The sequence below is a fragment of the Noviherbaspirillum album genome (genome assembly GCF_035916955.1).
Taxonomy (GTDB): domain Bacteria; phylum Pseudomonadota; class Gammaproteobacteria; order Burkholderiales; family Burkholderiaceae_D; genus Noviherbaspirillum; species Noviherbaspirillum album.
Genome location: NZ_JAWIIV010000013.1, coordinates 82,900 through 100,790 on the forward strand (window position 1 = coordinate 82,900; position 17,891 = coordinate 100,790).

A 17,891-nucleotide genomic window follows, 5' to 3' on the forward strand; every position below is an offset into this window, starting at 1 on the left:
GGCGTTCCTCCTCATTGCAAATAAGGGACTCACCCAGGTGAAAATTATGTAACTTAAGCTTTTGCAAAGGTTTTTGCACAATGAGACTGTCGTCGAGCAGATAAGGTTCTGCGCTGCTCAACCGGGCGCACAGCGCCCGTTCAATGCACCAAGGACGAAGTTGGTTTGTATTGAACCGCTGGTTCGCGAGCCGACGATCCAGCGGGCAAATACATCAATCACGCAGGTTACGTGCACGACGCCTTGCCAGGTCAAGACGCACGTGAAGTTACACAGTGACAGTTTGTTGGGCCGATCTACCCGAAACTGCCGGTGGCCCCGATCCAGTGGACAAGACACTTTCCTATCACCCTATATCGTAAGAGCCGGCTTGCCTTATACCGCACTGCGCAAGACCGGCCGACGCGTGAGCCGTTCAACCGTACCGTGGGCCACCGTAATGCCTTCACACCGGAGCTGCCCAGACCTTGTCTGTTCATAGTCCCGCAGGTTGCCATGTCACACCCGCCAAATGTAGTGAATCAGCATCACGTCACGGCGTCCGGTCTTCCCACGCAACGCCAGGTGGCGGGTTCGCGCTGCTTGGCGAACATAGGCCGACGGGGCAACTGCAGTATGGGCAGAGCAATGCGGTCGGTGAGGATCGACCTTGAATGCCTCCCGGTACTGGTCGATGATAGCTCTCACGACTTGAATTGGCGGTCTAGCGCCGCCTGGGCGAAAAATTTGGTAGCCAGCTTCAGGACCCCAATGGCCTAGCGCAGCTCCCGTACTTCCCGCTCCAGATCCTTAAACCCATTCTGGCCGGTCGTCGTCATACCCGGACGCTGGCCGTGATCACGTTTATGCTGGCTAACCTACGCCGCAGTGCTTCGACAATGCGCCCAGCAATGGACTGGATGCATGCCCGTTGCGATGAAGGTACATCTTTGTTCTCGAAAACCATTCGCACTGCGCCCTTGATGTCTTTAGGGGAACACCTGATCGTTTGCTCCTTTATAGACCCATTATCTCGAACGTAGCATTTTTCTTTTTCAGAGCAATTCAGCTCCTGTTTCTAGTCATAGTTTTAGTAAAAGTATTTCGTAAGAGGGATTCTACAAAGTAACAGAGATGGGAACATTTAGGCCAATATATAGTCAAGATGATATAGAAGTCAGATTCGAGCAGCACGTTACCAGACCAAGGTAACTCGTTCTTAAATAGCAGAGGCCGGCCCAGTTTTAAAAGTTTGATATAGCCAGCTCTAAGATCGGGAGGAAGCGTAACAAGGTGCCACTGGATGAATCATTTGTCGCAAGGATAGGTTCCGTGGTTACTTACCGAAGAACGGGAACGCCGACGACTTTCTTTCGGCCCGTACCTTTTCTCTTGAATGAGCAAGTTTAAAACTCCGCGCTCTATCAGGAAAGAAATAGGAAAACGTGCAAATGCTCAATACACCGCCTGCGAGATATATAGGCCCTTGATTTTCTTAAACTATATTTAAAAGGAAACAATGATGACTAAGAAATGTACTCTCAATCGTATGCTGAGCATCGCGACACTGGCAATGATGTTCGGTGCCGCAACTGCCCACGCTCAGTCAAGCGGGAGCACCAGTAGCGGGAAGATGGGTGAAGCTGGAGCCAATACAACAGATGCATCTGGCAAAACGCAGGCAAATCGCGAAGGCCGCATGAGTCCGACCGGACAGAACGCCACCACTAGCGTCAGCCCACCCGCGGAAAAATCGTCCAGCACGTCCAGCGGATCTGGTGGATCTAGTGGCAGCACAGGTTCCGGGAAGATGGGTGAAGCTGGAGCCAATACAACAGATGCATCTGGCAAAACGCAGGCAAATCGCGAAGGCCGCATGAGTCCGACCGGACAGAACGCCACCACTAGCGTCAGCCCACCAGCGGAAAAATCTTCCAGCACGTCCAGCGGATCTGGTGGATCTGGTGGATCTAGTGGCAGCACAGGTTCAGGGAAGATGGGTGAGGCTGGGGCCAATACAACAGATGCATCTGGCAAAACGCAGGCAAATCGCGAAGGCCGCATGAGTCCGACCGGACAGAACGCCACCACTAGCGTCTGCCCACCCGCGGAAAAATCTACCAGCACGTCCAGCGGATCTGGTGGATCTAGTGGCAGCACAGGTTCAGGGAAGATGGGTGAGGCTGGGGCCAATACAACAGATGCATCTGGCAAAACGCAGGCAAATCGCGAAGGCCGCATGAGTCCGACCGGACAGAACGCCACCACCAGCACCAAACCTAACAGCACATCAAGCAGCAAGTAAGATACTGCGGCGTTTCGATGAATAGGCACAGCGCATCGTCGATCACAGCGATGCGCTGTTCAGGTACGACGACTTGTTTTCACAAGACTTGAGTTACAGCGAGCCATATTCGGCGTTGTGCGCAAAGGCTACCTGCCCATACGTGATATTGTCACTGCCGCAGCACCTGTAACAGTCAAAGTGCCTAAGATACGCGATCGGTCCAGCACTAGAGCGGTTTCGCCCTGACCGGCTTTAGCGAGGCCGAAGCGGAGTGCTTCTAGGTCAAGGCGTGGCGACGCGACATGGCGGGCTCGGCGCCCCCGGGCCATTGCAAGAAGGCTTCGGCGGGCTCACGCAACGCGGTACCAGAGGCAAATTTCGCGGGATCGGCAAGCAGGTCGGGACGGAACCGCTCTGGTAGTCAATCACTCTTCGATTTTCGGATAAAGGTACTTTAGTCTAATGCGCGCATCGGCCGTGCGAAATTGCCAGTCGATACCCGTTTGCCGGTTATTGCGTGTCTCGGCCCAGTTCTCGGCAAGTTCGGCTACGCGCTCCTGCGCACCGATGCGCTGGTCCGGGCATTGACGTTTCAGTACGCTCAACTCCGGCTCGGCCATATTTAACCAGCCGCCATGCTTAGAGGCGTATGCACCAATTCCAGTTTGCGCGCCAGTCGCAGCGCCTCTTTCGGTGCAAATGCCTCGTACAGAGATGCCAACCGGCGGGTATTAAGGTTGTCGCATACCAGCGTGATCCGCTTGGCCTGCCTATAGCAGGGCGCATCTACCACTTCCTTGACGTGCTGTGCCCGCGGTAGCGCGTTTCGTACGCGCCTGGCGTACACTTCCAGCACCTGCTCCATTTAACAGGAAACTCGGCATCCTGTGCCGGCGGGATGCACCATTGCTCTTTCAGCCACGGTTTGAAATCTATTTTTCAAGGGTGCGACGCACGGTGTCGCGTGAAATTGCCTCGACAATACGCGCATCCGCCCAGTTCGGTCCGTCGTTGCTTTGGTCCATCTTGAGTAAGACATGCACCAGCCTGATCTTCCATACCGCCTATTTGCCTGTGCATACCATTGTTCCATCCATGTCCGCTCTTGCGCAGAGAGTTGCAGCACATATTTCCGGTTCATCACAGCCTCCTGCTGGAGCAATCCCCTTGGACCGCTTTAAAACCGAAAAGTGGGCCGTGCCAGGCTTCTAGACTTATTCATTGCTTGCATTGAATTCCTTGAACAGGTGCCATGCCATCATCAAGATCCAGCGCTGCATGGGCCGGTTACATAACAACCATATCAGGTTGCCTTGCCCGCGTTCGCGTTCCGGCCGTATGACCATATCGCAAGGTCTTTGGCACTATTCCTGCAAATCAGATTCCAATGCTGGCATGCCTTCGGCAGCCAAGCTTTTTCGAACCGGACCTTCGCCAATTTTGCGGTAGTAAGGTGGCCGCTACCGGCATGCTGCCCTAGAGTCCTCATGAAATACCGTACGTTATGACGATGAATGACGATGAATGATGATGCCATTTGAAGCGCGAAAACAGCTTATTTCCCGAATCCTGGAAACCCGCAAAAGTCCAAGCGACGAAGCGGCGACTGTTATTGAACAGTCAATGTGGTTGTGGCATCAGATGGCACAACAGATTACACCGTTGATTGGCGAGACAGGCTTTCAAGCCCTTTATGGGCATGCCGCGCATTACACGCTGCCCCATTGTCCAGGCTTTTCAATGCTCAGAACAGCAGCAAGGGGCGACGATTTCTTTCAGATACTGCGAGAAGATTTAGTTGCAATGGAGCAAGGTATCGCTGAGCGCTGCAATACTATTCTGATCACGAAATTTGCCGACTTGGTATCGGCGATGATCGGTGAAACCTTAATGGATCAGATTCTGCAATCTGTGTGGGATACGCAGTTAAGCCAGAGGGATGTTAAAAGCTTTGGGGATGACTATTAAATTCATCTACAACGGGTCTGCTGAAAAAAATCAACTCGTGCCGAAAAACAAATCTAATTGCGTTACATCAGCACCGAAAAGTGTATCGGGCTGACAATTTGTATCAAATTGTTACCACACCGGTGAACGCCATGATGCCTACGCTGTACTTCCACGTAAAGCGGTTCGTCTGGGTGCTGCTAGTCACGTCGACTCTGGCGGCACCTGTCACGGCGGCATCAGCAGGCGCGGTCCCATCGGCCACGTTTCATGAGGGTTCAGTCGCAAACTCGGGCAACTCACGAACTATTGCCGAACGCGGCGCAAAGCTTTTACCGTGGCTGCCATTGATCTGGATTGGTGCCGTAGTCGGTATAGCCGGCATCGGAATCGCAAGAGTAGTGATCAAGCTACGCCGGAAACTGCGCCTGTCCAGGAAATCCGCTGTTGACCTCCGCTCGCGTCGCACTTCGCCGCGTCATCCTGCCCCATCGAACAAATTCCCCACGTCCCAGGACTCGGCTCGACCGGTGCAACACACAACCGGGTACCCCAGAGACGCAACGCTGTTTCCTATTCCTTTCTCCACGCAAGTTCTGCCGGCACACGACACCGGGGCACGTCCCACAAGCGTTTCCCGGTCACGCGCAGCTCACCCAGGCCCTTACAGCTACGTCGGGGCTATCCCGTATGTCCATCATGACCAGACAGACTCGGGCGATGCGGCGGACGATGCAATGCGCGGTGCCCTTTTTGTCGAGGATGTCACCGACCCGCTTGATCTCATCGAGATGTGGGTAACACTGGACCAACCCAAGATCGCGCTGGATTACATCAGGAACGAGTTGTCCACGAAGTTTCCCGACTCCCCGCTCATCCACCTCGGCATGCTGGAAGTGTTCAGACGACTATCGAATCCGCAACGCTACTCCGAGACCGCTCGCGTTCTTAAATCCCGCTACAACATCAAAGTGCCCGGCACGCTTGACAGTCCAGAACATGATTCGGTGATCGGGCTGCATCGCCTGCCCCATGTCAAGGCAACGCTGATCGACTTATGGGAGAGCGATCGGGTTGTGCCATACATCGACACGCTTATTTGCGATAACCGGAATGGAACCCGCATGGGTCTGAATATCGTGGCGTTTAAAGACGTTGTGCGCTTGTCCCACCTCGCGAGGTTGTCAAACAGCTCATTACGCAACACGGGCCCCGGTGAAAACAGGGCCTACCAGATACTGTTTACGATGACGCAACCCGGTTTTCGGAAGGCTTTCAGCGCTTTCACACCGACAGAACCCGTTTCAAAATCGGTCCCGACTGGCACCCTGACTTCTCGGATCCGTACGCGTCCACGCTACATCACCCCTTCCTATGAGCGTAGCATCCGCCAAGACCTAGGAGCTGGAGCGGCGCAAGCACACGCCGGGTTGCCGGAACGCCGATAATTCGCGGCCGCAGGCTCTTCATTGGCAGCCGCTCCTGAATGAACGCCTGGAGTTACGGCTGGCAGCATGATGCTTGACCCAGTCCTTCGGCATACCTCGACCAGTCGCGAGCGATTCTGAGGTCTGCAAGCCCGGTTGCAGGCGTCGCCGCATTGAAATCTGACGCGCCCCTTCCCCGCCCAGCGCAACCTGTCCGTGTCTAAGCGTAGATATGCACAGCAAGTTCTCAGGCAACTATGTCATGCTCTATTCCTGCGCATCATCCGGTTGATAGTGCTAATGCCGGGATTGATGAGCACGTGCCACCTCGTCGCGGCTAGATTCGGGCATGTTGCCTAAAGCAGCTTCGAACATCGATGCCACGGCCTCATGTATGTCGGGTCGCATGTGCCGCTCCCTGACCTCTCTCTCGACCTGCCGTCGGATATCGGCAAACAGCACGGTGCCGAAAGTAGGATAGCGGCTTGGCAGTGATGCGAGAAATCCTTGTACAGCTTCGGCGCGTTGCTTACGATGCGCTTCGCGCCGCGATTCGAATATCGCCGCGTCCTGTTCATTAAGGATGGTGAAGTGGCCTTGCTTGTCGCGCTCGATCTCGGCCGCAACGATTTCTGCGCATCTGGATGCGATCCGCAGAGATAGTCTGGACTTGAATTCCGAGGCCGATTCAGCGCTCGTCCGCAGAAGCGAAAGAACCTCACTTTCCGAATCTTCCTCAAGCCCCGTCAGCAGGCTGGCAGCGCGTTCGCTCGCATCCTGTTCCAGGCCTGCTGTGAGCACGTCAGCGGCACACCCCGCTCCATAAGCCTGAAGGGCAGCCACGGCGGCCCTTTGCTCCGGCGGAACCGATTCGTTCCTCGCTCTGCGAATTCCGGCAAGCGCCGAGTCCGGCGCGGAGGCATCGGACACGACAGCCGTCATCACCGAGGCAAGCTCATCTGCCACGGCGGCCTGGTCGATCGATTGCAAGACAGGTTCGAGTTTCGAGTTCATAAGGTCCCGTGTGAAGGAGCCGGCGCATTCTGCCGGTGCTTTGTTGACAGACCGTGAATCGATTGGTTCGGGCGTAAGCGGTTTCTCCAAACATGCGTTTCAGTCGAGGTCGGCCCTGAGGCTAATAGGAATTGGAAATTGCAAATGGAAGGAGTTTGTCCAATGTCATTGTCGACTCATTCAATTTCGATAATATCTTGGCATTCGAGCTTTTCCGAGTGAGCGTATGCTCAAGAGAATGAGCAGTTTGTACCGGGGCCGGCGGTATGCAAACATTCCGGCACCAAAGTTTCATGTTGCTCGCATAGGAATCTACCGGACACCACCGGAACCAGCGGGCGGCGATCATTTCAGCACTAATTTGAAACCCGCCCGTGGCGGAGGGTTTTTGTCCCACATTGCACTCGAACGGCCAACCTCAAACCGTGTACGCGACGCCAAGCCCAGGGTTTGACGTGGCTGTCGTGATTTTCCACACTGCGCGGACAGACGTTGGCCGCGCTGCCCGGGGGGCACATCCGGCCACACCTGCAATTCCGGCATAGCAGAGTTACCCGCGTTTCTCAGGACAATGAAGTCAATGCAGGCGCAATGACATTTAAAGACCGCACTTACGTGTCCGGGACGGCAGTTTCGATTACCTTCAGCAACTTTCTGGCACGGGGTAGACAGGCCAAATTCATTCGCCCGAAAAAGGCTGATTAAATTAATTTTCCCATGTGCCATATGAATTTGTATCAGCATGTTAGATCCTGCACCAATCGCTAGTCTCCGAGTGGACTTCGCCCTACACTGAACTGGCAGTACCCAAAGGTTGAGTTAGTCTTGGCCGCAACCACGCGGTTGCGGCCTTTTTCATTGCTACTGAGAATAAGCCTGCATGCACATGCGCAGTGAAGCACTAACTTATCAAAAGTGTGCGTGGAATTCGGAATAGAGGCATTGAGGGCCAGATAATAAGAGCCGGGAACATGCAAACCCTCATCTGGCGCGTCACGTCATGCCGTCAGCTTTGGAAGGCGTACGGTGAAGGTCGTTCCGGTCTTTTCCGTCGAACTTACTTCGATGACGCCTTTATGAGCCATGACGATTTCGCGAACGATATATAAACCGAGCCCCAGGTTTTTACGGTTGGATGAATGCACTTCACCGCTGATACCCCTCTGCATCGGATCGAAGAGTTTCTTTTGCATCGCCGCAGGGATCGGCGGTCCGTCATTATGCACCGACAAGACGACCTCTCCGTCCGTTGCCGAGGTGACTACGGACACAGCGGTATTTTCCCCATATTGAATCGCATTGCCGATCAAATTCTGGTACACCTGTCCGATTCTGGAACCGTCCCACCGCCCTCTTGCATCTCCGTGCACTTCGGTACGGATGGTGGTTCCAGGGTTCGATATCCGAAATTCATCGGCAATATGTTCGGACACGGCGGCGAGATCGACATCGCTCGGATGAATGGGGAGGCCGAGACCACTGCGGCTGCGCACAAAGTCTAGCAAGTTATCAATGATCTCTTGCATGCGTACTGCGCTGGTGAACATGCGCGAGCCGAGTTGAATCAGTTTGCTGTCAGCATCGTCCAGCCGCATCAGGTAAGTCGCACCGAGGTTGATGGCTGACAGCGGCGTGCGCAAGTCGTGACCGATGATCCCCAGGAAAATGTCCTGGGACTGTCCCTGTGCCTCGGTGTACCGTGCAACGGATTCTGCCAATGCCTGGTCAATCGCTTCATTGAATCTCGACATGTCCTCGACTTCGAACCACGTTGCTGTTTTCTCGCGCCGCGACCATAGCCCAAGTACGCTGGCCCTCAATGCGCGAAATTCCGATAACAGCTGGTCGATTGTAAAGCCTGAGAGAACGCGAGTATCGGCATGGATTTGGGCAGGCGTATTGCCGTCGGAATCCAGATTTCGCTTGTAGTCTGGCGATGCAAGTTCCGCCGAGATGTCCTCCAGGATTTCCTTTGCGTGATCACGGAGTTCAACGACTCCCATCGATCGATGGGATGGCTGGATGTTTCGAGCGAAGTCTTCCCACTCCTGCAGGATAGCCTCCATATTGACCAAAATAAACTCCGATAATCGCATTCACGCCTTTCCGCTCGCTGCTTGCGCTATGTCTAGCACTGACAGCTCTTCCCGTTCCAAGATTTTTGGAAATGCAATGTATCCAGAATGAACGCGGCAGTCTGTACAAATTTATACCTTGCAGGGCTTGCTGCTTTATCGTTAACGTGATCGGTTACGGAGAAAGAATGACGGGCGTTCCCGCAACACCAGCAGAATGCAGCAACCACATTTTGGCGAGCCTCCCGGAAGCCGAATACCATGCGCTCAGACCGGCACTTGAGTATTTCCCTACTCCAATGCGAACCGTGCTGTTCGAACGTGACAAAGACATTCAGTATGTCTACTTTCCTTTGTCCGGCTGTCATTCGGTGCTGGCGATCATGCGAGACGGCGCGGCGGTGGAAGTCGGCACCATCGGAAACGAGGGCATGTCGACCGTTGATGTGCTGACCGGTAGCACGGTCGCGACCGAAACAACGATATGCCAAATTTCAGGAGATAGCCTCCGGCTGCGCAGGGAAAATTTTAATCAGGCACTTGAGCGCAATAGCGAATTGCGTCGGCTAGTCTATCGCTTCTTCCAGGCCTACTTAAGTCAGGTATCGCAGTCTGTCGCCTGCAACCGCCTGCACAGCACTGAAAACCGGTTCGCACGATGGATTCTGATCAGCCATGACAGGATTCAAGGCGATGAATTCCAGCTGACCCAGGAGTTCCTCGCCGATATGCTCGGCGTCCATCGGCCGGCAGTGTCGTTGATTGCCCGTCGATTTCAACAAGCAGGTTTGCTTGATTACCGTCGCGGCACTATAAAAATTCTGGACCGTGCCGGCCTGGAGGAAACCGTTTGCGAATGCTATGCCGTCGTAAGAAGACAGTTTGCCCGGGCATTAGGGACACCCGTAGGATAGGAAAGGCGGTACTGACGGCGATGGACTTACCACGCAGCCCTCTGGCTAGCTGTGCGCACATTTTCAGTGCGACTCCGGGCACACTGCAGCCAATCAGGCGCACCGATGCAATGGTCGCGCGGCGGCGTGCAGTTCAGCGTTTTGCAGGCCAGCCATAGTGGAACAAGCCGCAGGCTGGGCCGTTGTAATTTGACTGCCAGTGAAAGCTCGAAAACTTGGCACAGCAGGCTTCAAAATGACCAGGAAGCTGATCACGGTAATGGCCGCAATGACAACGACGCCAGCCTGCCGCAAGAATTCAGGAACTGTTGCCGTGCTTTCAAACTCGATTCGACGCAGTGCGCCGGTAAGCACCCCGTGCAACCCGGACAAACCAGCGACGGTAATAAGCTTAATCGTAAGCCATGTATTTCCAAACCATTGTCCCTGGATGGCAATCGTTAGGCCTGTTATCCAGACCAACCCCAATGCCGGTAATGTAAAACATCTGTCCCAGCGACGGACCGTACGCAGTACCACCAGATTATTTGCCTTTGCCGCCACCGCCAGTATCAGCAATCCGCTGATAAAGCTCATGACCGACGCGACATGGATGGCTTTAATGACTTGATAGATCACTGCTCGGACTCTCTACGGGAGAGCTGCGCCGCGCTGAAGAAACCGCCGAATGGAATGACCGAGTTGATTAAAAGCCGCCATATTTCTCTCCGGTGCAAACTTCCGCTTGATGCGGCATGGATAACGATCCAGAGAAACGTCAGGAAGGCCATGCCGTGTACCGGTCCCAGAATGGATACCGGAAGGCTGTAGCCAGCCAGATGTTTCAAGGGAACTGCAATGCAAACGAGGCCGGCCAAGGTGGCCGCTTCTATTAGGCAAGCAGTTTTCAAACTCAGCATGGTAGTGGCGCGACGTTTCATTTAGACCTCCCGGATCACGAGTGCAACAATTATCAGGACATGCGAGGATGCACGCCATTGGCTAGAATGCCAATATTCGACGGATTTCAGCCAATGGTAAAAAAGGAAGCGCCGCATGCATACAATCGCCGTCCTAGCACTGCATGATGTCCTGCCCTACGATCTGGGGATTGCATGCGATGTCTTTGCCCGTGTATCGGTGCCTGGCATTGTCTGCCCGTACCAGGTCCTGGTTTGCAGTGAGCATCGAAGCGTTCGCGCCGGCTTTTTCGAAATTAAAACAGCGTACGGCCTGGAGGAAATGGACGGCGCGGATACTGTTATCGTCCCTGGCATTGCCGACGCCGACCGGCCGGTTTCCGGCAAGGTCATTTCGGCACTGCAGAAGGCCTCGGCGCGAGGCTGCCGGATTGCGTCAATTTGCAGCGGCGCTTTCATCCTGGCCGCGGCGGGCCTTCTGGATGGCAAACGCGCAACGACACATTGGCTGGGAGCGTCCGCGCTTGCGAGACTTTATCCGTTGATAGAAGTCGACCCGAACGTCTTGTTCGTCGATAACGGAAATATCCTGACCTCCGCCGGCGCTTCGGCAGGCATGGATCTGTGCCTGCACATGATCCGCAATGACTACGGCGCGGAAGTGGCTGCAAGCTCGGCGAGACTCGCCGTGACGCCGCTTGTTCGGGAAGGTGGTCAGTCACAGTATATTGCACACCCATCCGTAACGGACGAATCGCCGCTCCAAAAACTCATGCAGTGGGCTGAAAATAATCTGGCTCAGCCTTTGACTCTTGAAACCCTGGCTGAAAAAGGAGCCATGAGCACCCGAACACTGACCCGGCGCTTCCGTGAACAAACGGGGGTGTCGCCTTTGCAGTGGCTGCAAACGGCGCGGGTGAGACGCGCTCAGCGCTTGCTTGAAACTACCGCGTTTTCGATTGAGAGAATTGCCGCCGACGTCGGCTTCGGTTCGGTTACGACTTTTCGGGAACGCTTTGGCAGGATCGTCGGCGCGCCGCCTCAGCGATACCGCATCGTCTTTCAAGGAAAATCAGCAAGAGTGGATTCCTGACCATTACATGAGGTGCCGGGAATTCAGGTACGCACATCATTCATCGGTGAGGCGTGCCGTTCGTTTCCAGCCTCGACGGTCATCATATCGTCGATGAAGAAAAAACTTCCTTTTCCGTTCTGCTTCACCTGGTACATTGCCATATCCGCGCGTGAAATCAAATATGATGCCGGAACCGATGCGCCGGAATGCAGTGCAATACCAATCGACACGCCCAGGGTCTTTTCGTCTCCATTGATGTGGAACGGTTCGCACAGGGTCGCCAGACATCGCGCAGCAACAACTGCCGCCGCCGCACGCGCATCATCCAGATCCGAAAGCAATATGATGAATTCGTCACCGCCTATGCGTGCAACCGTATCACTTAGGCGTCGTCCATCGCCAAGTCGACGTGCCACTTGCTGCAGTACCATATCGCCTGCATCATGACCGTAGCAATCATTGACTGATTTAAATCCATCAAGATCGCAGAACAGTAATGCAAGCTGAGAACCGGCGCGCTCCGCTCTAGCCAATGCATCTTCCAGGCGCCCTTCGAGTCCGATACGATTGACAAGCCCTGTAAGCGAATCATGAAGCGCAAGAAAAACCAGTCGTTCTTCGCTTGCTTTGCGAGCCGCTTCTTCGTTCCGCAATTTTTCGACAAGAACATTGAATCCTCCCAGAAGCTTGCCCACTTCATCATTGCGGATAACGGGAAGTGGAGCAATTTCGGTTTTGCCGTCGGCCATCGCACGTATTGCGGCTGCCGCCTCCGAGAGCGGACGCAAGAGTCGCGGCAATGCGAATAGCAGTACCGCGAAAACAAGGGAACCCAGTATGGCGCTGGCCTTTAAGGCGAAACTGCGCAATTCATTGACGGGGCGGAAAGCTTCCTTGGTCGGCATGCGCGCGACGACGAACCAGCCAGTACTTGGAACGCTCACCATGGCCGATAGCTCTTCCACGCCCTTGGCATTGACGGTAACCCCAGTGCCGCGGAAACCAGACATCGCGCGGTCATGCAGCAGATTTATACCGGGCCGCGGCGTGGGCTTGAGCACCATGGAAGGATCACTCGAAGCGACGAACAATTTGTCGGCGGGCGAAATCAGCAGAAACCCGCCGCTATCACCCAATTTTGTTTGCTGCAACTGATCAAGAAAACCCGGTGCGTCGAGTTGTACCTCACCCGCAAGCACCGCCACGGGACTACCGGAGCCATCATGCACCGCCGCGGAAAAGAACATCACGGCATCGCCCGTCACTCGCTCACGCTCGGGCTTGCCCATGACCGGTTTCCCGCTATCCAAGGCGGCGCGAAACCAGTCTGATGTTGAGAAATCGACGCTGGCACGGTCGGGTGTCAAAGGAAATTCCGCGATTACACCTTTGCCGGAAGGAGGCAGTAGGACCAGTCCTTTGGTAAAAGCGGGATTAATGGTCTGTCGCTCCCTGATCCAGCTACTTAATTTTTCCGGTTGCGAAACAAGCTCTCGTGGCACTTCGGCAGCAAGGCGCTCAATCAGAGCGAGGCGCGTTTCAATATTGTAGTTAATGCTGCCTGCTACATAGGTCGCGATCGCGTGCTGCTGCGATGCTGCCAGGCTGCGCACCCGATCTTGAAAAAGCGGGAGCGCTATGAACTGACGTACGAAGATACCAAGTGCGATGAGGACAATCCCTAGTCCTAGCAGCCGAAATTTAATGCTGCCAAGCTTGTCCATCACCCGGGCGTATCTGCTATTCATTCGGAGTCACCTGGAAAGTAACGCAGACTGATTCTTGTGCTTTTAATACACCAATAACTTTTCCATAAAATCTACAGCATTTGCACCAATATCTATTGTTCGTTGTGCAATAAGCCGCCAACGAGGCTGCTTGTCCCACCGAAGAAATCCGCCCTGCGTCATGCATCGCGGATGCAGTCGACGCTTTAATTTGCATTAAGGAAATATTTAATTGATAAGATACCATATGTCTTCCGTCTGACATATAAGTAATTCCATGCCTGCTGCAGATAGCAAGCTTTCAAGATAGACGACGGAAATCTGGAAGGGATACTTTGATATACGTCTCGCACCTGGGGCCGCATTTGAAGCAATGAAGGTGTCTGGCTTGCTCTGCTACTTGAGGCAGCTTCTGCCTGAAATCACCGAACCAGGCTACCAATGCGGCCGTACTAAAAACAGGGCCAAGAGTGAATCTCGGCCTAGGTTTGCTGGCACCGATAGGCGTTCCGCGTCTGGTTCCAAGTCAAGACGCAAGTTCGGCCTTGCCTAACAGGACAACATGCCCAATTCGCACCCCAGGTTTTAGGCGCTCTGGTCAGGCGCGTTGGAGACGCTTCCCAGCAACAGCTTGAGCTGCCGAGCAGCGCAAAGCAGCGCTATTCGCTGGATTTTTATTGAATGCTGCAAGCAAAGCTGAGATGATATATTTTCCCGTGGGAAACATTTATGCATGGCGAAATCGCTGTGTAGCGCCCGTTTTTCGGCAGCTGCATCTTGAATCAAGACAGCTGTGACGGATTAAATACCTGGATTGGATTGCAAGATGTTGGAGAAGTCGTTACTGAAACCTGGCCAGGAACTGGAGCACGGGCGGTTCGGAACTGTTAAATACACCAAGGACTGCATGCTGCTGGAAAAGTTGAATGGAAAACCTTCCACGATCTTTGTGGAACATGAGCGTGAAGTGATCGAGGTGTTGGTGTCGCATGTGCGCATCGCGCGGCGCTTAAAGCGCCGTTCCGCTACGCAGTAGCACCGCATGTCATTTACGGCTTGCCCGTTTCCATATTTTCCGGAGCTTTCAGCGATGGTAAAACCGGAAGCCGGCGGCGCGATGGTGACCGCGGCAAATTGAATCGCAGAGCGAGCCACAGCAGTTCAAGGAGCAGGCGTCACGCGCCAGACAATGTTGCCCACATCATCCGAGACAAGCAGAGCTCCTGTACGGTCGACCGCGATGCCGATCGGACGTCCTAAGGCCTTGCCTTCGTCCGAGAGAAACCCGGTAAGCACGTCCGTGGCAGGTCCGGATGGTTTGCCATCCTTGAATGGCACATGAATGACTTTATACCCGCTGTGAGGTCTGCGATTCCATGATCCGTGCTGTGCGACGAACGCACCGCCGGTGTATTGCTGCGGCAGGAGTTTCCCCTCGTAGAAGTGTATGGCGAACGAGGCGGTATGCGCGCCCAGTGCATAGTCGGGCACAATCGCTGTCGCGACCAGGTCCGGCCGCGACGGTTTCATCCGTTCGTCTACGTTCTGTCCGAAATAACTATAAGGCCAGCCGTAGAATCCACCATCCCTTACGGTGGTCATGTAGTCCGGCACGAGGTCGCTGCCGATTTCGTCGCGCTCGTTGACCGTGGTCCAGAGCGCGCCCGTTTGCGGATGCCATGCAAGGCCGTTAGGATTGCGCAATCCTGACGCAAACAGGCGAGATGTGCCTTTGGCCGGATCGATTTCCAGGATTGCGGCACGATTCACCTCATTTTCCATGCCAAGTTCACCGACATTGCTGTTCGAACCGACGGTAACGTAGAGGCGTGAACCATCCTGGCTGGCAATGACGTTCTTGGTCCAGTGGTGATTGATTCGGCCAGCCGGCAAGTCCGCGACCTTGACACCGGGCTCCTTGATCTGCGTCGCGCCAGGCTGGTATGGAAAACGAACAAGGGCATCGGTATTGGCCACATACAATGCATTGCCCACCAGCGCCATGCCGAAAGGTGAATTCAAACCTTCGAGAAAAACGGTACGCATCTCCGGCACGCCATCGCCATCGGCATCGCGTAACAAGGTAATGCGATTTGCGCTCGGCACCCCTGCGCCTGCCCGCTTCATTACTATCTTCGAGATCCATCCGGCGACACCGGATTTCGCGCCTTTAGCGTCTGCCGGGCGGTTGGATTCGGCCACCAACACGTCACCATTGGGCAATGCGTACAGCCAGCGCGGATGATCCAGGCCACGGGCGAACGCTTTGACGGTCAGGCCCGAAGCCGACTTCGGGAGCGCGTTCTCCGGCCAACCTTGGGCCGGTGCGATGTTAACCGTCGGGATCAGGTTCCTGACAGGGGCGGGAAGTTGAGGCTCGGTCCCGATCCCCGATTCGATGGGTAGCTTTGCCGATTCCGTGCAAGCACTCAACAACAGGATTCCAGCCAACCCGGCAGGATAAAGCGCAAAATGCATGACCACTCCTAGTATCGGTGCGGGCGGCACCCCATAAAAAACTTACCCTAAAGACAAAAAATTGGCAACCGGTTGATTCATTCGCATTGCACCATTACCCGATGCTGGTGATCCAAGCAAACAACTCTTCCTTTTTTAGGCCTGTGCGCATCTTGTCAAGGAGCCGATGAAGGTGGTCTGGTCTCGGATTGCCTGTTGCGGTGCTTGACCACTCGGTTTTCTTGCCGACACTAGAAAAGTGCGCTTACGTCCACTGCTCGGCCTCGACACGTTATACGGCGATGGCTCGCAAGACTCGCCGCAACTGTAGATTGTCGGCCGATGACCGATTTTCTGCGATTTGCCGGCGTCGTGAATCCGGTCTGAGCGAAGTGACGACAGTACCGCCGCCTTCCGCCATGTCCAATATCTTGATGAAAATATGTGCGAAGTATTTTCCATTTCGATAAAAAGCGTCTTTTAAGATACATGGACGCGGGCTTGGATTCTTAACAATTATCTGAAAATTGTTAATGAGTTTGAAAAACACCGGCACCGCATCTGCGGTGCCGGTGCATAATGCTGTGGTTTTTTCGCGTGAACCCGATCGAGAAATGCTACCAACTGCAATAACTTCAGCCGTTCCGCCATCACCGATTATAATTTCCGTTCGGTAGAAAAACGACCGTGGCGCCGTTGCCCACGCGTTGCCAATACCGCATGCCACTTGCCAGTGCCTTGCGTTACCGCGGCCGGCAGGCCCCTATTCCTTTTTCATTTTTTTGCATGCTAAAGCTTACTGTTTCCATCACCGCCCGCGCCCTCATCTCGAGTGCCATTCTGGCAGGAGCCTTACCTGCCGCCGCACAAACCGTTCCAGCGCCCGCCGCGGCAGCGCGAAGCTGGACTGTCCTCGACGCCAATACCGGCCAGATGCTGGCTTCCCATGAAGCCGGCATGCGCATCATCCCCGCCTCACTAACCAAGGTGATGACCGCATACCTGGTATTCGAGGCGGTGCGCGACAAGCGTCTGCAATGGGACCAGATGGTCAATGTATCACTCAATGCTTATCGGGTTGACAAATCATCTTCCAAGATGTTCATCGACCCGAAAGTGCCGGTGTCGATCAAGGATCTGACGTATGGGTTGATTATCCAGTCCGGCAATGACGCAGCAGTCCAGCTTGCCGAAGCGGTCGCCGGCAGTGAAGAGACATTCGCGGCGATGATGAATAAGAAAGCGCAGGAACTCGGCATGAAAGGCAGTCATTTCATGAACGCGTCCGGTTTGCCGCATCCCGAGCACTACTCGACTGCGGAAGACCTGTCTGTGCTGGCCCTGCGCCTGATTCGTGACTTCCCTGAAGATTACAAGATTTATTCGATCAAGGAATTCACTTACAACAATATCAAACAGGGTAACCGCAACCTGCTGCTGTATAGCGACTCAACCGTCGACGGCATGAAGACTGGCTATGTGAACGGTTCGGGCTACAACCTGATTGCCTCGGCCAAGCGCGGCGGCAACCAGCGGATCATCACTGTAGTAACCGGCACCACATCGCCGCGGGTGCGCGCCGACGAAAGCCTGAAACTGCTTGGATGGGCATATTCCAACTTCGAGAGTGTCAAGGTTGCCAGCAATGGCCAGCAACTCGCGACGCCCACCGTATGGAAAAGCGATCAGGATTCCTTTAAGGCCGGCTTTGGCGCCGATCGCTACGAGACTCTCCTGAAAGGTGCCGGCAGCAAGATCAAGACCGAGATTGTCTTGCAGGAGAAGCTGGCGGCTCCCATTGCCAAAGGCACCAAGGTTGGCACGGTCAAGGTAAGCTTCGACGGCAAGCCGCTGGCCGATCTGCCGCTGGTCGCTCTTGAAGATGTCAAGGAAGGCGGCTTTTTCGCGCGAATCTGGGACTCGCTGCGCATGCGGTTCGCCTAAGCGGCGGCCGGCGAACCCCGCCTTTCCTCCTGCGACGTCTTTGGTGTTCATGGATGCGTGCTCGCCAAAGACGGTCGGGTGACGGTGGGCGGTTGGTCCGGAACCACGTCCTAGCGGAAGCGGACCGCCGAACGAAAACCAATTTC

At 54.7% G+C, this 17,891-nt stretch carries 14 protein-coding genes, 1 pseudogene and 1 other annotated feature; of the genes and pseudogenes, 6 read left to right on the forward strand and 9 right to left on the reverse strand.

The features are described from left to right. Positions 1-620 precede the first annotated feature (620 nt). Positions 621-729: a sequence feature (AL1L pseudoknot), on the reverse strand. Between the two features lie 852 nt (positions 730-1,581). Both RY831_RS16520 and RY831_RS33420 read right to left on the reverse strand, forming a co-directional pair. Next, entirely contained in the window at positions 1,582-2,280 is a 699-nt protein-coding gene (locus tag RY831_RS16520) for a hypothetical protein (protein ID WP_326507477.1), read from the reverse strand. 545 nt (positions 2,281-2,825) lie between these two features. After that, positions 2,826-3,023 (reverse strand): annotated as a pseudogene (locus RY831_RS33420) (transposase); the annotation flags it as partial. Positions 3,024-3,790: 767 nt separating this feature from the next. Between RY831_RS33420 and RY831_RS16530 the strand changes: the two are divergent. After that, positions 3,791-4,234 (forward strand): hypothetical protein, encoded by a 444-nt coding sequence (locus RY831_RS16530; protein ID WP_326507479.1) that lies wholly within the window; start codon positions 3,791-3,793, stop codon positions 4,232-4,234. 716 nt (positions 4,235-4,950) lie between these two features. Further along, entirely contained in the window at positions 4,951-5,661 is a 711-nt protein-coding gene (locus RY831_RS16535; protein ID WP_326507480.1) for a hypothetical protein, read from the forward strand. Positions 5,662-5,937: 276 nt separating this feature from the next. Here the strand turns inward: RY831_RS16535 and RY831_RS16540 are convergent, their stop codons facing one another. Together RY831_RS16540 and RY831_RS16545 are read right to left on the reverse strand one after the other, a co-directional pair. Continuing rightward, complete coding sequence (locus RY831_RS16540; RefSeq protein ID WP_326507481.1) at positions 5,938-6,654, reverse strand: hypothetical protein; 717 nt, start codon at positions 6,652-6,654, stop codon at positions 5,938-5,940. A gap of 998 nt (positions 6,655-7,652) precedes the next feature. Next, positions 7,653-8,750, reverse strand: coding sequence for an ATP-binding protein (locus RY831_RS16545; RefSeq protein WP_326507482.1), 1,098 nt, complete (start codon positions 8,748-8,750; stop codon positions 7,653-7,655). Positions 8,751-8,917: 167 nt separating this feature from the next. On the opposite strand from RY831_RS16545, the gene RY831_RS16550 reads away from it, so the two are divergent. Then, positions 8,918-9,643 (forward strand): Crp/Fnr family transcriptional regulator, encoded by a 726-nt coding sequence (locus RY831_RS16550; protein WP_326507483.1) that lies wholly within the window; start codon positions 8,918-8,920, stop codon positions 9,641-9,643. Positions 9,644-9,736: 93 nt separating this feature from the next. Here RY831_RS16550 and RY831_RS16555 read toward each other — a convergent pair whose 3' ends face one another. Beyond that, positions 9,737-10,261, reverse strand: a complete 525-nt coding sequence (locus RY831_RS16555) for a CopD family protein (protein WP_326507484.1) — start codon at positions 10,259-10,261, stop codon at positions 9,737-9,739. After that, positions 10,258-10,563: a DUF3817 domain-containing protein gene (locus tag RY831_RS16560; RefSeq protein ID WP_326507485.1), complete on the reverse strand. Its 306-nt coding sequence runs from the start codon at positions 10,561-10,563 to the stop codon at positions 10,258-10,260. The genes RY831_RS16555 and RY831_RS16560 overlap by 4 nt, the downstream gene beginning before the upstream one ends. 115 nt (positions 10,564-10,678) lie before the next feature. Here RY831_RS16560 and RY831_RS16565 point away from each other — a divergent pair, with 115 nt between their 5' ends. Then, positions 10,679-11,635, forward strand: a complete 957-nt coding sequence (locus tag RY831_RS16565) for a GlxA family transcriptional regulator (protein WP_326507486.1) — start codon at positions 10,679-10,681, stop codon at positions 11,633-11,635. 23 nt (positions 11,636-11,658) lie between these two features. Here RY831_RS16565 and RY831_RS16570 read toward each other — a convergent pair whose 3' ends face one another. Further along, positions 11,659-13,365: a diguanylate cyclase domain-containing protein gene (locus tag RY831_RS16570; protein WP_326507487.1), complete on the reverse strand. Its 1,707-nt coding sequence runs from the start codon at positions 13,363-13,365 to the stop codon at positions 11,659-11,661. A gap of 805 nt (positions 13,366-14,170) precedes the next feature. Between RY831_RS16570 and RY831_RS16575 the strand changes: the two genes are divergently transcribed. Continuing rightward, the gene (locus RY831_RS16575) at positions 14,171-14,380 is read left to right on the forward strand and encodes a hypothetical protein (RefSeq protein ID WP_326507488.1); all 210 of its coding nucleotides are present in this window, start codon (positions 14,171-14,173) and stop codon (positions 14,378-14,380) included. Between the two features lie 125 nt (positions 14,381-14,505). Here the strand turns inward: RY831_RS16575 and RY831_RS16580 are convergent, their stop codons facing one another. After that, entirely contained in the window at positions 14,506-15,822 is a 1,317-nt protein-coding gene (locus tag RY831_RS16580) for a PQQ-dependent sugar dehydrogenase (RefSeq protein WP_326507489.1), read from the reverse strand. A gap of 271 nt (positions 15,823-16,093) precedes the next feature. Beyond that, complete coding sequence (locus RY831_RS16585; protein ID WP_326507490.1) at positions 16,094-16,528, reverse strand: hypothetical protein; 435 nt, start codon at positions 16,526-16,528, stop codon at positions 16,094-16,096. Between the two features lie 59 nt (positions 16,529-16,587). Between RY831_RS16585 and RY831_RS16590 the strand changes: the two genes are divergently transcribed. Further along, entirely contained in the window at positions 16,588-17,745 is a 1,158-nt protein-coding gene (locus tag RY831_RS16590; RefSeq protein ID WP_326507491.1) for a D-alanyl-D-alanine carboxypeptidase family protein, read from the forward strand. Positions 17,746-17,891 lie beyond the last annotated feature (146 nt).

What these genes read in the sequence shown, in the direction of transcription:
- RY831_RS16575 (WP_326507488.1), top strand. Translation starts at nt 14,171, where the DNA reads ATGTTGGAGAAGTCGTTACTGAAACCTGGCCAGGAACTGGAGCACGGG.
- RY831_RS16570 (WP_326507487.1), bottom strand. Translation starts at nt 13,365, where the DNA reads ATGAATAGCAGATACGCCCGGGTGATGGACAAGCTTGGCAGCATTAAA.
- RY831_RS16580 (WP_326507489.1), bottom strand. Translation starts at nt 15,822, where the DNA reads ATGCATTTTGCGCTTTATCCTGCCGGGTTGGCTGGAATCCTGTTGTTG.
- RY831_RS16565 (WP_326507486.1), top strand. Translation starts at nt 10,679, where the DNA reads ATGCATACAATCGCCGTCCTAGCACTGCATGATGTCCTGCCCTACGAT.
- RY831_RS16550 (WP_326507483.1), top strand. Translation starts at nt 8,918, where the DNA reads ATGACGGGCGTTCCCGCAACACCAGCAGAATGCAGCAACCACATTTTG.
- RY831_RS16590 (WP_326507491.1), top strand. Translation starts at nt 16,588, where the DNA reads ATGCTAAAGCTTACTGTTTCCATCACCGCCCGCGCCCTCATCTCGAGT.
- RY831_RS16535 (WP_326507480.1), top strand. Translation starts at nt 4,951, where the DNA reads ATGCGCGGTGCCCTTTTTGTCGAGGATGTCACCGACCCGCTTGATCTC.
- RY831_RS16530 (WP_326507479.1), top strand. Translation starts at nt 3,791, where the DNA reads ATGATGATGCCATTTGAAGCGCGAAAACAGCTTATTTCCCGAATCCTG.
- RY831_RS16560 (WP_326507485.1), bottom strand. Translation starts at nt 10,563, where the DNA reads ATGAAACGTCGCGCCACTACCATGCTGAGTTTGAAAACTGCTTGCCTA.
- RY831_RS16540 (WP_326507481.1), bottom strand. Translation starts at nt 6,654, where the DNA reads ATGAACTCGAAACTCGAACCTGTCTTGCAATCGATCGACCAGGCCGCC.
- RY831_RS16545 (WP_326507482.1), bottom strand. Translation starts at nt 8,750, where the DNA reads ATGCGATTATCGGAGTTTATTTTGGTCAATATGGAGGCTATCCTGCAG.